Source organism: Alcanivorax sediminis (assembly GCF_009601165.1).
Taxonomy (GTDB): Bacteria; Pseudomonadota; Gammaproteobacteria; order Pseudomonadales; family Alcanivoracaceae; genus Alcanivorax; species Alcanivorax sediminis.
Genome location: NZ_WIRE01000001.1, coordinates 1,205,477 through 1,221,057, shown reverse-complemented (window position 1 = coordinate 1,221,057; position 15,581 = coordinate 1,205,477). Strand labels below are relative to the sequence as shown.

At 59.1% G+C, this 15,581-nt stretch carries 10 protein-coding genes; 6 read left to right on the top strand and 4 right to left on the bottom strand.

The window, feature by feature from the left end; genetic code table 11:
• The 4 genes from waaF to GFN93_RS05475 form a co-directional block, all read right to left on the bottom strand.
• A complete protein-coding gene (gene waaF, locus GFN93_RS05490) occupies positions 1-1,047 on the bottom strand; it encodes a lipopolysaccharide heptosyltransferase II (RefSeq protein ID WP_153499602.1) in 1,047 nt (348 codons plus the stop codon).
• Positions 1,048-1,054: 7 nt separating this feature from the next.
• Positions 1,055-1,981, bottom strand: a complete 927-nt coding sequence (locus GFN93_RS05485) for a branched-chain amino acid transaminase (protein ID WP_153499600.1) — start codon at positions 1,979-1,981, stop codon at positions 1,055-1,057.
• A 41-nt stretch (positions 1,982-2,022) separates the two neighbouring features.
• Positions 2,023-4,887: a bifunctional [glutamate--ammonia ligase]-adenylyl-L-tyrosine phosphorylase/[glutamate--ammonia-ligase] adenylyltransferase gene (glnE, locus tag GFN93_RS05480; protein ID WP_153499598.1), complete on the bottom strand. Its 2,865-nt coding sequence runs from the start codon at positions 4,885-4,887 to the stop codon at positions 2,023-2,025.
• A 221-nt stretch (positions 4,888-5,108) separates the two neighbouring features.
• Entirely contained in the window at positions 5,109-6,845 is a 1,737-nt protein-coding gene (locus tag GFN93_RS05475; RefSeq protein ID WP_153501841.1) for a GspE/PulE family protein, read from the bottom strand.
• Between the two features lie 299 nt (positions 6,846-7,144).
• Here GFN93_RS05475 and GFN93_RS05470 point away from each other — a divergent pair, with 299 nt between their 5' ends.
• From GFN93_RS05470 to GFN93_RS05445, 6 genes are all read left to right on the top strand, one after another.
• Positions 7,145-7,825, top strand: a complete 681-nt coding sequence (locus tag GFN93_RS05470; RefSeq protein ID WP_153499596.1) for a TIGR00153 family protein — start codon at positions 7,145-7,147, stop codon at positions 7,823-7,825.
• A gap of 10 nt (positions 7,826-7,835) precedes the next feature.
• Positions 7,836-9,104 carry an inorganic phosphate transporter gene (locus GFN93_RS05465; protein WP_153499594.1) on the top strand — a complete coding sequence of 423 codons (1,269 nt, stop codon included), beginning with the start codon at positions 7,836-7,838 and terminating at the stop codon, positions 9,102-9,104.
• Positions 9,105-9,469: 365 nt separating this feature from the next.
• Positions 9,470-10,789, top strand: coding sequence for an amino-acid N-acetyltransferase (argA, locus tag GFN93_RS05460; RefSeq protein ID WP_328594285.1), 1,320 nt, complete (start codon positions 9,470-9,472; stop codon positions 10,787-10,789).
• A gap of 12 nt (positions 10,790-10,801) precedes the next feature.
• Positions 10,802-11,665 carry a hypothetical protein gene (locus GFN93_RS05455; protein WP_153499590.1) on the top strand — a complete coding sequence of 288 codons (864 nt, stop codon included), beginning with the start codon at positions 10,802-10,804 and terminating at the stop codon, positions 11,663-11,665.
• Between the two features lie 467 nt (positions 11,666-12,132).
• Positions 12,133-13,980, top strand: coding sequence for a dihydroxy-acid dehydratase (gene ilvD, locus GFN93_RS05450; RefSeq protein ID WP_153499588.1), 1,848 nt, complete (start codon positions 12,133-12,135; stop codon positions 13,978-13,980).
• A gap of 252 nt (positions 13,981-14,232) precedes the next feature.
• Entirely contained in the window at positions 14,233-15,555 is a 1,323-nt protein-coding gene (locus GFN93_RS05445; RefSeq protein ID WP_153499586.1) for a DsbA family protein, read from the top strand.
• Positions 15,556-15,581: the final 26 nt, after the last annotated feature.

The window sequence follows — 15,581 nt, the reverse complement described above, 5'->3', positions numbered from 1 at the left end:
TCAGGCATCAGCTGTTTCAAGCTGCTGCAGGGCATCAATCACTTGACTCGGGGGCAGCTGCTTGAGGCAGTTCAGATGCCCAAGCGGGCACTCCCGCTCGAAACAGGGGCTGCACTCCAGCCCCAGACGTACCACCGCCACCCGATCACCCAGTGGTGGCGTAAAGCCGGGCGAGGTAGAGCCATACACCGCCACCAGCGGCCGCTTGAGCGCAGCAGCAATATGCATCAAGCCTGAATCATTGCTGACAACCGCATTGGTCGCAGAGAGCAGATCCACCGCTTCTTCCAGCGATGTCTTGCCCGCCAGCACGGTGGCATGCTCCCGGGCACTATCATCCAGTGCAGCCACAATATCGTTGGCCACAGGCTGATCCTTTCCAGACCCGAAGATCCACACCTGACCTCCGTGATCAATCCAGTGCTGGGCCACCGCCGCGTAGTGCTGCTCCGGCCAGCGCTTGGCCGGACCGAACTCAGCACCAGGACACAACCCCAACACGGGCCGCGTGAAGGCAAGCCCGTGTGCCGCCATGGCCTGGGCACGGGACGCGTCATCCACTTCCAGATGCGGCGCAGTAATTTCATCCAGCAATGGCACCGGCGCATCCACCGGCAAAGCCAGCGCCACAAAGCGCTGCACCATCAACGGATAGCGGGCCTTGTCCAGAGTACGCACATCATTGAGCAGGCCATAGCGCATTTCTCCACGCCAGCCGATACGGGTCGGGATCTTCGCCGCCCAGGGCACCAAGGCTGACTTGAGGGAGTTGGGCAGCACATAGCAGTGCTGGTACTGGCCGCGCAGAGACTTGCCCAGCGCACGACGCTCCCCCAGCTTCAAATCGCCATGATCAAAAGGTAGCGCGAGAGCTTCACGGACTTCCGGCATGCGCGACAACAGCGGCCGACACCAGGCCGGCGCCAGCACATCAATGGCACAGTCGGGGTATTGGCGACGCAATTCGGAAAACAGGGTCTGCGCCATCACCATGTCGCCGACCCAGGACGGGCCGACGACAAGGATGGCGGACGGAGTCTGGGACATCCGGGAATCAGCTCACGTAAGTGAGCCACTCTCCGTATTGGTCATCCAGTTTACCGGTCACCAGATCAAAGTAGGTGCTCTGCAGCAGCTCGGTGATCGGTCCACGCTTGCCCTCACCAATGATGCGGCCATCCAGCTCACGGATGGGGGTGACTTCTGCCGCCGTACCGGTGAAGAAGGCTTCGTCAGCCACATAGATTTCATCACGGGTGATACGCTTCTCACGCACCGTGTAGCCACGCTCTTCGGCCAGCTGGATGATGGTCTTGCGGGTGATGCCATCCAGGCAGGAGGTCAGTTCCGGCGTAAACAGCACACCGTTCTTGATCACGAAGATGTTCTCGCCGGAACCTTCTGCCACATAGCCTTCGTTATCCAGCAGCAGGGCTTCATCCGCACCACCAGACAGCGCTTCGTTCAGCGCCAGCATGGAGTTGATGTAGTTGCCGTTAGCCTTCGCCTTGCACATGGTGATGTTCACGTGGTGGCGAGTGTAGCTGGAAGTGCGCACCTTGATACCCAGTTCCAGCGCTTCCGGAGACATGTAGGCGGGCCACTCCCAGGCGGCAACCATCACGTGCACCTTCAGGTTATGGGCGCGCAGCCCCATCCCTTCACTTCCGTAGAACACCATCGGACGCAGGTAGGCGTGGGGCAGGTTATTTGCCTTTACGGCTTCCACCTGCGCAGCGTTGATCTCGTCCTTGGTGAACGGCATCTTCATATTCATGATGTGAGCACTGCCAAACAGACGGTCGGTGTGCTCTTTCAGGCGAAAAATCGCCGGACCCTTTGCGGTTTCGTAGGCTCGCACCCCTTCAAAGACACCCATACCGTAGTGAAGAGTGTGAGTGAGGACGTGAACCTTGGCTTCTTCCCAGGGAACCAGCTCGCCGTCCAGCCAGATAAAACCGTCTCTAACAGCCATCGACATGGCAATGTGTCTCCAACGCTAAGGACCTTCGAGCACCCGCTCTACAGGTCGAACCAATGCTTCCAGATCGCTCGAACGCCTTCCCGCAAATCACGGAACTGGGTGTCGTCGACAATGGATTTCTCTTTGCGCAATGAAGCGCGATGGGCCGCGGACCGGTAAGCGAGGTACGCTTCCCGTAACAGGCCGGCGTCCTGCGCCGACATAATGTCCAGTGCAGCCAGGGTTTCCAGCAGCCGCACATTATCGGTGAAGCGGGTCAGTTCACCGTGGGAGGAGGCCCATCTCAGAACCCCGTATTGCACCATAAATTCGATATCAACGATACCACCGGGATCCTGCTTCAGGTGGAATTGCTCACCTGTTTTGTCACCCAGATGCTCTACCATCTTGCTGCGCATGGCCAGCACGTCATCGCGCAGCTTCTGCTGGTCACGCTCGGCACACAGAACCTTGTGGCGGATCTCGTCAAAGCGTTGACGTGAACGACTGCAACCGGCCACCACTCGGGCACGCACCAGAGCCTGGTGTTCCCAGGTCCAGGCATCATTGAGCTGGTATTTCTCGAACGCATCCATGGAGCTCACCAGCAAACCGGCACTGCCGGACGGACGCAGGCGGGTGTCCACCTCGTACAACTGGCCGCTCATGGTGCGGGTAGAAAGAATATGAACAATGCGCTGGCCAAGACGGGCATAGAACTGCTCGTTGGACACCGATTTCTCACCATCGGTCATGCCACCGCTGGCGGCGTCGTGCAGGAACACCAGATCCAGATCGGAGTTGTGTCCCAGCTCAATGCCCCCCAGCTTGCCGTAGCCCACCACCACAAAGTCCGGGTTGCAGGGCTGGCCATTATCTCGCGACGGACGCCCATGGCGTTCCACCAGTGGCTCCCAGGCCAGCATGACCACCTGATGCAGAATGCTTTCTGCCAGCCAGGTCAGGTAATCGCTCACTTTCATCAGCGGCAGCACCTCGGTCACTTCCGAGGCCGCCACCCGCAACAGATGCGCCTGCTTGAAATTCCGCAGCACCTCCATTTGTTGCTCCAGGTCGTCTTCCGCGACCCGCAGCAACTGCTGGCGCAACTCATCATCCAGCTCCGCCAGCTCTGGCGGCGAATACAGCGTGCGCACATCCAGCAGCTCATCCAGCAGCACCGGATGCAGCGCCAGGCGTTCAGCGATCCAGGGGCTGGCACCGGATAACTTGACCAGCTGGGTCAGCGCACCCGGGTTTTCCACCAACAACGCGATATAAGCACTGCGGCGCAGCACGGCTTCGACAAAATTGAGCAGCCGCACGGCCGTGGTTTCGCCATGCCCCTGGTAACCCAGCGCTTCCAGCATCAGCGGCATCAACCGGTCCAGCCGCTCACGGCCAATGGCCTGCATGTTTTCGACGGCACGACTTTCACGGAAGGCATTCAGCCGGGCATAAACCGAATCCGCATCCTGCACACCGATGGCCTGCAGCTGCGCGGCGGCCGCGCTGTCGTCCAACTCGCCCAGCCACAGATCCAGCAGTTCCTGATCGGCGCCCTGGGCCGCATCCGTTTCCTGCTCGGGATCGGCAATGACCTGACTAAAATGATGGCGGACATTTTCCCGGTAACGGCGCAACTTGCGTTCGAAAGCGGCCCGTTCGGAAAAGCCCATGGCGAAGGTCAGTCGCTGCCAGCCCAGCTGGTCGTCTGGTAGACGCTGGGTTTGGCGATCCCCCACGCCCTGCAAGCGGTGTTCGACATCACGCAGGAACAGATAGGCATCAGTGAGTTCATCGGCCACATCTTCAGGAAGCAGCTCCTGCTCCACCAACAAGGGCAAGACCTTGATCAGGTTCGGTTCGCGCAGCGCCGGCAGCTGGCCGCCACGAATCAGCTGGAACGCCTGAACGATAAATTCCACTTCACGGATGCCGCCAGCGCCCAGCTTCACGTCGGCCTGCATGCCCTTGCGGTTCACTTCGCGTTCAATCAGGGCCTTCATTTCCCGCAGGGACTGGAAGGCGCCGTAATCAATATAACGGCGATACACAAACGGATTGAGCCGCTTGAGCAGGCGCGCCCCCGCCTTCAAGTCACCGGCCACCGGGCGCATCTTGATCAGCGCATAGCGCTCCCACTCGCGCCCCTGAGTCTCGTAATACCCTTCCATGGCATCAAAGCCGATGGCCAGCACGCCGCTCTTGCCCCAGGGCCGCAGACGCATGTCCACCCGGAACACAAAGCCGTCAGCGGTAGTCTGGTCCAGCACCTTGATCAACTGCTGGCCAAGGCGGACGAAAAACTGGTGATAGGTCAGCGCGCGACGATCTCCTTCCAGCTCCCCTTCATGCTCGTAGGCAAAGATCAGATCGATGTCTGACGACAGGTTCAATTCCCCCGCCCCCAGCTTGCCCATGGCCAGCACAACCAGGTGTACCGGCTTGCCATCCGGTCCGATGGGGGTGCCGCTACGTTCGCACGCCCAGCGATACAGCAGCGACAGGGATTCGTCGATCAGGGTGTCAGCCAGCAGGGAAAGATCCGCCACGGTACTGTGATAATCCCCCATACCGGCCAGATCCCGCCAGATGATCCGCACCATGTGACGATGGCGCAGGCGGCGTACTCGACGCTTCAGCTCATCCTCGCTGTCGCAATCCACCAGCCGCTCTCGCACTTGTTGATGCAGCGACTGCGCCTCGAGAGGCTGGCTCAGATCACTGTCGACCAGCCACTGCCCCAGCTCCGGATCACGCTGAAACTGCACGGCCACATAATCCGACCCAGCCCAGACACGGGGCAGGTCATCATGGAGCGCGGCAGGCATGGCATTGCCAGATTCAACGAAATGCTGCCAGTGCTGGCTGACCAGCACCGAAAGTTCGTCAGGGAGGGCGTGATATTGGGGTTCATTCATGGGGGGCTATTGTCGTATGCGACGGGACAAGCTACAAGCGGGAATAACAGGGGCCAGCCCCGATTCAAAGGGGCAGAGGGTGGAACACCCCTGCCCGAACCGGGCCATCCATTGACAGCGAGTCACGAGTAACGAGTTTCGAAAGGCAAAATCCCATCATGTTTCCCGGGACTCCTGGTTTTCGAAACTCGCTCCTCGCAACTCGCCCCTGGCCCCTGGCCCTACCCCAGCAGCAAATCCTGCGACGGCGTCACCCGCATCACTTCCTCGATGGTCGTCAGCCCCTTGGCCACTTTCATGGCACCACTGATACGCAGTGGCTTCATGCCGTTTTTGAGGGACTGCCGTGTCAGCACCTCCAGGTCCGCCCCTCGGGTAATCTGGTTCTTCAGGGCGCTGTTCAGCGGCATGGTTTCATACACCCCCATCCGGCCCAGGTAGCCGGTGCCACGGCACTCAAGGCATCCCACCGGCCGACAAATTTTCTCCGGCACCTTCATCTTGAAAGGGCGCACCAGCTCTTCCCAGGCATCCACATCCGGCGTCACCTCTTCCTTACAGCTGGGGCACAGGGTGCGCACCAGTCGCTGGGCCATCACTCCGATCACGGTGGCAGAAATCATGTAGGGCGCCACCCCCAAATCCACCAGGCGGGTAATAGAAGACGGCGCATCATTGGTATGCAGGGTAGAGAGCACAAGGTGACCTGTCAGGGCCGCCTGGATGGCCATTTCGGCGGTCTGCAGATCACGGATCTCACCAATCATGATGATGTCCGGATCCTGACGCAGCATCGCCTTCACCCCCTGGGCAAAGCTCACATCAATGTTGGCCTGCACCTGCATCTGGTTGAAGCTGGGCTCCACCATTTCAATGGGGTCTTCGATGGTGCAGACATTGACCTCGCTGGTGGCCAGCTGCTTGAGCGTGGAATACAGGGTAGTGGTCTTACCGGAACCGGTGGGGCCCGTCACAAAGATGATCCCGTGGGGGTTCTGGGTCATCTTCTGCCAGGCCTCATAGTCTTCCCGGGTGAAGCCCATCTGCTCGAAACTGCGCACCAGCACGTCCGGATCGAACACCCGCATCACCATCTTCTCACCGAAAGCGGTAGGCAGGGTGGAGATCCGCAACTCGATCTCATTCCCCTCCGGGGACTTGGTCTTGAGACGGCCATCCTGAGGCTTGCGCTTTTCTGCCACATTCAGGCGGCTGAGAATCTTCAAACGGCTGGTCACTGCCGCCATGATCGCCGCCGGCAGTTCGTACACATCATGCAAGACACCATCAATGCGGAAACGCATCTTGCCTGCGTCCCGCCGGGGTTCCAGATGAATATCACTGGCCCGCTGGGTGAAGGCGTACTGCAGAATCCAGTCCACAATGTTGACGATGTGCTGATCATCCGCATCGTGATGCCCCTTACCCACCTCCAGCAACTGCTCGAAGTTGGTGATCCCGGACATCTCCTGCCCGGTTTTGCCGGTGGCACCGGCAATGGAGCGGCTCAGGTTATAGAACTCGATGCGGTAGCGGCGCAGGTGCTCCGGGTTAGTGAGCACCACCTCCAGATCGCGGTCCCGCAACGTCTGCCGAAGGTGATCCATCCAGTCGTTAATGAACGGCTGATCGCACGCCACCACCACCCGGTCGCGATGCACCTCCACCGCCACAATGCCGTGGCGCTCGGCGAAGGCGTAGCTCATGACATTGGTCACTTGATCCACCTGCACCTTGAGGGGATCAATGTGATAAACCCGCATGTTCGCCCGCTGGCCCAACCAGTCGGTGAGGAACTCCACATCCAGAATCTGACGAGTATCGGAGCGATCGGCGAGCCGATATTTGGCCAGCACCTGAATGGGGTGCCAACTCAGCTCCTTCTTTTCCCTCGGCGTGGTGGAGATGACATTGAAATCTTCCTGACTGACCCGCCCCTCATCCAGCAGTTCGCGCATCAGCCAGCGCACATCAATCTGTAATCCATTGGGAATGGCGGGTTTGGCAGTGGCGTTCACTCTGACTCTCCGAATTCTGTTCAGGCCTGTTTCAATTGATTCCGGCCCTTATCGTTATATGGGGTTACTGTAACCCGAAGATCAAAACCCTGACAGCCCCGTCCGGTTTCACTATACTCGCGACCAATTTCATGACGCGCGTGTGACAAAGGTCCGCCGTGTCAGCGGATGGCACGCCATAGGCGTACCGGAAGCAACGTGGGAAACTAACAAGACCCTAACCTGGATCCGAGGCGCTTATGTCCTTAGGAAGCTCCATCGCTGGCCTGTTTGGCCGCTCCCCGATCAGACCCCTCCAGCAACACTACGATACCGTGCACGAGTGCGCCTGCAGTCTGGCCCAGTTCTTTGATGCCGTCATTGCCGGCGACTGGGACAAGGCTCGCACCCTGCGCAAACAGGTGGCCGAGCTGGAAAACCAGGCGGATGAACTCAAGAAAGAGTTCCGTCTCAACCTACCCAAGAGCCTGTTCCTGCCCATGCCCCGCACCGATCTGCTTGAGCTGATCAGTGTGCAGGACAAGGTAGCCAACAAGGCCAAGGACATCTCCGGCCTGATGCTGGGCCGCGAAATGTCGATCCCGGACCCCATCGCCGACGCCATGCGCAGTTATGTTCAAGGCGCCATCGATACTTCCGCCCAGGCCCAGAAAGCCATCAATGAGCTGGACGAATTAATCGAAACCGGCTTCAGCGGTCGCGAGATCCGCCTGGTGGAAGAGCTGATTGAAGAACTCGATCGCCTGGAGAGAGCCAATGACGAACAGCAGATCGCCATTCGCTCCACCCTTTTCAAACTGGAAAAAGACCTGTCCCCGGTGGACGTCATCTTCCTCTACAAGATCATCGAATGGGTAGGCGATCTGGCTGATCGCGCCCAGAAAGTAGGCGGCCGCCTGCAGATGTTGGTCGCACGCTAGGAGAGTTCTTATGGAGTGGATGCTAGAGCATACCTACTTGATGCTGCTGTTGGCCGGCGCCTTCGGCTTTCTGATGGCCTGGGGTGTTGGCGCCAACGACGTGGCCAATGCCATGGGCACCTCGGTGGGCGCCAAGGCCCTGACCGTGAAGCAGGCAGTCATCATCGCCATCATCTTTGAATTCTGCGGGGCCTACCTGGCCGGGGGCGAAGTGACCGCCACCATCCGTAAGGGCATCATCGATGCCGAAACCTTCTCCCATGCCCCCCAGTACTTGATCTACGGCATGATGTCCGCGCTGCTGGCAGCCGGCATCTGGCTGATGATCGCCTCCTGGTTCGGCTGGCCGGTGTCCACCACCCACTCCATCGTCGGTGCCATTGTCGGCTTTGCTGCCGTGGGCCTGGGTATGGAAGCGGTGCACTGGGACAAGGTCGGCTCCATCGTGGCCAGCTGGGTTACCTCTCCCTTATTGGCCGGCTTTATTTCCTTCGCGCTGATACGCAGCGTGCAGAAGCTGGTGCTCAACCACGACGACCCCTTCGAACGCGCCAAGAAGGTGGTGCCCTTCTACATGTTCCTGGTGGGCTTCGTGATCTCCATGGTCACCATGATCAAGGGCCTCAAGCACGTGGGCCTGCATCTCACCTTCATGCAGAGCTTTCTGCTCGCACTGGTGGGCGGCGCCATCGTCATGGCCGTGGGCACCGTTTTCCTCAGCCGCATCAAGCCGGATCCGGAAGCCGACAAGGACTTCCGCTTCAGCTCCGTGGAGCGCGTGTTCGCGGTACTGATGATCTTCACCGCCTGTGCCATGGCCTTCGCCCACGGCTCCAACGACGTGGCTAACGCCGTTGGCCCACTGGCCGCCATCAACAGCGTGCTGGTGTCCGGTGGTCAGGTTGGCGCCAAGGCAGCCATGCCCAGCTGGATCCTGCTGGTCGGCGCCATGGGTATCGTCTTTGGTCTCGCCATCTTCGGTGCCCGGGTGATGGCCACCGTCGGCAAGAAAATCACCGAGCTGACCCCGTCCCGAGGTTTCGCTGCCGAATTGGGCGCCGCCACCACCGTGGTACTGGCTTCCGGCACCGGCCTGCCGATCTCCACCACCCACACCCTGGTGGGCGCCATCCTTGGTGTGGGCATGGCGCGCGGCATCGGCTCACTGAACCTGCGCGTGATCGGCACCATCTTCACCTCCTGGATCGTCACCCTGCCCGCTGGGGCGCTGCTGTCCATCCTGTTCTTCTACTTCTTCAAGGGCCTGTTTGGCGCTTAAGGAGAGGTTGCACGCATCACGCAGCAAGCAACACGCTAACGCCGCCCTCCGGGCGGCGTTTTTGTTTGACGTAACTTCCGTCATCGCCATTGTGGGAGCTCTCTGTGCCCTTCAGGGTATGCCTGCAAGCGAAAAGACCAGTGACGAGGTACGAGTTTCGAGTTGCGAAAACCTGAAAGACAAAGCGAGGTTTTGCCTTTCGAAACTCGTTACTCGCAACTCGAAACTTGACTCCGGCCTTCTTGCGCCCATTCGCCTCCAGGCAGGTTCCACAGCGACTCCGTAGCCGACCGCTAGCGCACGCACGCCCCCACTGGCTATACTGGCCAATCAATCACTTACCCCGCACCTTCAGGGAAAACACCGTGTCCAGCACCACACCCGACAATCAGGTTCATTGGTTCCGTCACTCCTCGCCATATATCAATGCGCATCGTGGCCGAACCTTTGTGGTCATGCTGGCCGGTGAACTGCTGGATGGCCCTGCCCTGGCCACCCTGATTCATGACCTGGCCCTGCTCAACAGCCTTGGCATCAAGCTGGTGCTGGTCCATGGTGCGCGTCCGCAAATCAGCGCGCGGCTGGCCGAATCCGGCATTGAATCCACCTTCGAGCAGCACATGCGCATCACCGATGCCGCCGCGCTGGATGGTGTCATGGCCGCGGTGGGCGCCCTGCGTCTGAAGCTGGAAGGTCTGTTCTCCATGGGGCTGGCCAACTCCCCCATGCACAACGCCAGCATCCGGCTGGTGAGTGGCAACTTTGTGGTCGCCAAGCCGGTGGGCGTGCGTAATGGCTTTGATTACCAGCACACAGGCGAAGTACGGCGCATTGATGTGGACGCCATTCGCCAGCAGCATACCGCCGGCAACGTGGTCCTGCTCTCCCCCGTGGGCTGCTCGCCCACCGGGGAGCTGTTCAATGTCAACGCCGAAGAAGTGGCCTCCACCGCCGCTATCGCCCTCGGGGCCGACAAGTTGATCCTGATGGGGAACCGCTTGCGCCTCGCTGATGGCAACGACAACCTGCTGCGCGAGCTGTCTCCCCAGGATGCAGGCAAACTGCTGGCCGAGGACCTGTTCCAGGACAGCGACATCGACCGCCAGCTCACCGCCGCCTGCCACGCCGCCAGCAATGGCGTGGGCCGTGCCCATTTGCTGGACGCCAGTGTGGATGGTGCCCTGATCAAGGAGCTATTCACCCGCGACGGCTGCGGCACCCTGGTCACCCGGGAAACCTATGAAACCGTGCGCGGAGCGCGCATCGAAGACGTGGGCGGCATTCTCGAACTGATCGAACCACTGGAAGCCGACGGCACCTTGGTACGCCGTTCGCGGGAACTGCTGGAAACCGAAATCCACCGCTTCGCCATCACCGAACGGGACGGCATGGTCATCGCCTGCGCCGCCCTCTACCCGTTCCCGGACGACAAAACCGGCGAACTGGCCTGCGTGGCCGTGCATCCCAGCTATCGCAAAGGCGAACGCGGCGCACAACTGCTTGGCTATGTGGAGCGGCGCGCACGGGAACAAGGCCTGCAAAGCCTGTTCGTGCTCACCACCCTCACCGCCCACTGGTTCCAGCAGCAAGGGTTTGAGTCAGCTGGAGTCGAAGCTCTGCCGGGAGCTCGGCAGTCGCTGTATAACTGGCAGCGGAATTCGAAGGTGTTTGTTAAGTTGCTGTGAGATATTAAGGTAATGGAATATTTAAAGAATAACGCCCTAGGAGTCCTTGGAACCATAGTAGGCCTTCTTGGGATAATTCTGTCAGTATATTTCTATACAGCCTCGAAACAGTCGAGGGAACTCGCGTTCATCGCAGGACCAAATCATACTATTTTTTCAGGGAACACAAGTTTTTTCGACCCCGGCATAAAAATAGTTTCCAGCAGCACAGGAAAAGAAATAGAAAGCAATATTTATCTCAACGAAATAACCATATGGAACAATGGAAACAGTTCCATTAGGAAAAACAACATACTAAAACCACTAAAAATCAATTACCCTCACTCGACCAGAGTTATCGGCGCTTTCGTTATAGAGCAGACCAGACAAGACATTCTAAATGCAGATGTCATTTTCACTGAAAACAGCAACTCCTTAATAGTTTCCGCAGATATTATGGAGCCTGGCGACGGCTTCAAGACTCAAGTTGTTTATGCCAGCAACGAACCCAAGCAAGCCTCGCTAGAAGGAACAATTGAGGGGTTAAAAAACTTCGACAATGAAGAAAACATTACTAATGCCAACTTGGCATATGGCATTGGAAAACTCATCATTATAATTTTCTTAATTTTGGCCGTTTTTCTTGCTATCGCTTTGCTCATATCAGGTTTTGAGTGGTTAATTCAGAAGTTTTTCCCAAAAAAATCAGAAGAAATCATTCGTAAGCTAGGGTCGTTAATCTCCTATTCGTGGATTTTTTTCGTAATTGTCATAGTTATAGCGTTCATGGCTTCCCTCGCATACAGCTTTGCAGATAAATCAGCAAAAGAGTCTCTACCCAGAATGAAAACCGTTCGTGCAGAGCTTGCTCCCTCGGATCAAACAGATCTTGATTAACGCTCAAATTGAACTTTTGACATTCTTGGCACCAGCAGCACGACGTCTTCCTCGTTAGAGTGAGTCGAGGAACGGAGCCCTGTGACGGCGTAGAGCAAAAAACCTGTCTGAGCGGAACGAGTCTTTTTTGCGTCTGTCACAGGGCGAGTACCGGAGTGTGCCCATGGAGCGGGTCGAACGGAGTCGGGGTGGCGGGGAGTCCAAAGGGGGAGCCCGCTCCCCCTTTGGGACTTTATGCTCGTCTGGGTACGTTGCGGCGAGGACAAGCACGGCTGTCAGCGTGAAAAATTTCAACTCGACTGGCAGGTATACAGGCAGGATGCCAAAGCCTACTCAGCATTCCTCCAGCAAGCTGGATCTCCCACACATCAGCCCGCTCCCAATAGGTGCCCGGCGCCTGTGAGAACCCCCCTCTGTGGGTTACAATGTCTCCCCTTTGCACAGTTATCGATCATAACGAGGTTCCCATGCCGCAATATCGCTCCCGTACCACCACCCATGGCCGCAACATGGCCGGTGCCCGCGCCCTGTGGCGTGCCACGGGCATGAAGGACGGTGATTTCGGCAAGCCGATTATTGCCATCGCCAATTCCTTCACCCAGTTTGTGCCCGGTCACGTGCACCTGAAGGATCTGGGCCAGCTGGTCGCGGAAGAAGTCCAGAAAGCCGGCGGGATTGCCAAGGAGTTCAACACCATTGCGGTGGACGACGGCATCGCCATGGGCCATGACGGCATGCTCTATTCCCTGCCGAGCCGCGACATCATTGCCGATTCCGTGGAATACATGGTGAACGCCCACTGTGCCGATGCCATTGTCTGCATCTCCAACTGTGACAAGATCACCCCCGGCATGCTGATGGCCTCCATGCGCCTGAATATCCCCGTGATCTTTGTGTCCGGCGGCCCCATGGAAGCGGGCAAGACCAAGGTGGGCGAGCACAAGCTGGACCTGGTGGACGCCATGGTCATGGCCGCCGACGACAGCGTGGACGACGAAACCGTGAACGAGGTGGAGCGTTCTGCGTGCCCCACCTGTGGTTCCTGCTCCGGCATGTTCACCGCCAACTCCATGAACTGCCTGACTGAGGCCCTGGGCCTGTCCCTGCCGGGTAACGGCTCCCTGCTGGCCACCCATGCGGATCGCCGTGAACTGTTCCTGGAAGCGGGCCGTCGCATCGTTGACATCACTCGCAAGTACTATGAACAGGATGACGAATCCGTGCTGCCCCGTAACGTGGCCTCGTTCAAGGCGTTCGAGAATGCCATGAGCCTGGACATCGCCATGGGCGGTTCCACCAACACGGTATTGCACCTGTTGGCTGCCGCCCAGGAAGGCGAGATCGGCTTCACCATGGAAGATATCGACCGCCTGAGCCGCAAGGTGCCTTGCCTGTCCAAGGTGGCCCCTGCCACCCAGAAATACCACATGGAAGACGTGCACCGTGCTGGTGGCGTGATGGGTATTCTCGGCGAGCTGGATCGTGCCGGCCTGCTGCACCGCGACTGCCCCACTGTGCACTCCGCTACCATGGGCGATGCGCTGGAGCATTACGACATCGTACGCACCAGCGATGAGGCGGTGAAGAAAATGTACACCGCTGGCCCCGCCGGCATCCCCACCCAGACTGCCTTCAGCCAGGACACCCGCTGGGACAGCCTCGATGATGACCGCGAAAATGGCTGTATCCGCAATTACGAGCATGCCTACAGCAAAGATGGCGGCCTCGCCGTACTGTACGGCAACATCGCCGAGCGCGGCTGCATCGTAAAAACCGCGGGTGTGGATGATTCCATCCTCACCTTCACGGGTCGTGCCCGTGTGTTCGAATCCCAGGATTCCGCGGTGCGCGCCATCCTCGGTGACCAGATCGTGGCCGGCGATGTGGTGGTGATCCGCTACGAAGGCCCGAAAGGGGGCCCCGGTATGCAGGAAATGCTCTACCCCACCAGCTACCTGAAATCCAAAGGTCTGGGCAAGAGCTGCGCCCTGCTCACCGATGGCCGTTTCTCCGGTGGCACCTCCGGGCTGTCCATTGGCCATGCCTCTCCGGAAGCCGCTGAAGGCGGCGCGATTGCACTGGTAGAAGAAGGCGACACCATTGCCATCGATATCCCCAACCGCACCATCAAGCTGGATATCAGTGACGAGGAGATGGCCCACCGCCGGACCCACATGGAAAATCGTGGCAAGCTGGCATTCAAGCCCAAGGAGATCCGCCCCCGCCGCATCTCCGCCGCCCTGAAAGCCTATGCGGCCCTGACGACCAGCGCCGACCGAGGCGCAGTGCGCGATCTGAGCCAGATCGGGGAGTAATTCCCTGAGCACAAAAAAGGCGGGCCCATTTTTATGGCCCGCCTTTTTTTGTGCCTCGGGAATGCTTGACCCCGGACGCCCGATGCCAGACGCAGAAAGATCAACGTGAGGGGCAGAGCGGGATTTCGCCTTTACCGTCCAGCGTCCGGCGTCGAGCGTTTTACGCCTTTTCACGGAACCACATGGAAGCCTTGGGGTATAGTCTTCAGTCTGGCCATAAACGTGCCCCATGCCAAAGGAGCTTCCGATCGCATGAGCCTCAAACACAAGTTGATGCCCCTGTTCGCGGGCCTGATTACCAGCGAAAGCCTGCAACAGTTTCGTCGCCGCTTGCTGGAATGGCGTCGGGTTCTGCGCCGCCAGCCCCACCAGGCCACCTTTTATTTCCGCATTGATGACCCCTACTCGGTGCTCATGGCTCAGGTGCTGCCGCGCTTTGCCCGTCACTTTGGCATCCAGATTACCCCGCGGGTCATGCTGTATCTGGATCAGCAGATGTACCCGGCCGCCGACATGTTGGCTGAGCTGGCACCCCGCGACGCTCGCCAACTGGCCGCACTGCACGGTCTGGATTTTCCCGCCGACTGGCAGCTGCCCCAGCGGGAAGTGAGCCTGGCCGCTACCCGCTGCCTGTTGCACCACGAAAAAGATGAGCGGTTCTGGAGCTTGGCCGCGGCACTGGCCGATGCTCTCTGGCGGCATGATCTGAAAAAGCTGGAAATGCTGCTCAGCGAGTATGGCCAGATGCCCTCCGATCAAGCCCAACTGGCCCTGGAGGCGCGCCGCGATCAATTTCTCAGCGATGGTCACTATCTCACTGGCACCCTGTTCTATGAAGGCGAGTGGTACTGGAGCGTGGAGCGCCTCGATCATCTCGGGCATCGTCTCAATGAACTCGGCCTGGGCACCCAGGACTGGCCGCTGCCCTATGGCCGAGCCAAGCGTGCCCAGCTGACCCGCAGCGAGCCCGCCCTGAAAGGCAAACCGCTGGTGCTGTTTTTTTCGTTCCGCAGCCCCTATTCCTATATCGCCCTGTCACGGGCCTATGCCCTGGCGGATCACTACGGGTTGAACCTGAAGATTCGTCCGGTGTTGCCCATGGTGATGCGAGGCTTGAGCGTGCCGAAGGAAAAACGCTTCTACATTCTCAAGGACGCGGCCCGGGAAGCGCGCCTGCATCAGGTTCCGTTTGGCCGGGTGTGCGATCCAGTGGGGGCCGGTGTAGAACGCTGCATGGCCATCTGGCCTTTCGCGGAAAAGGAGGGCCGACTGCGCGAGTGGCTCCGCGCTGCCGCCACCGGCATCTGGAGCAAGGGCATCAACGCGGCCAGCGACAATGGCCTGAAGTTTCTGGTGGAAACCGCCGGACTGGACTGGAAACGGGCCCGTCGCTGGCTGGATGACGACAGCTGGCGTGACCGCGCCGAAGACAACCGCAACGCCATGATGGCGGCCGGCAGCTGGGGCGTACCCACCTTTTTGACTCAGGATGACATGATCTGGGGACAAGATCGCTTTGCGATCATCGAGCATAGCCTGTTAGCCTCAACCTCACGTCAGAACGACGACGCCTGAGCCAGCATCCGGCGTCTATGTAGGAG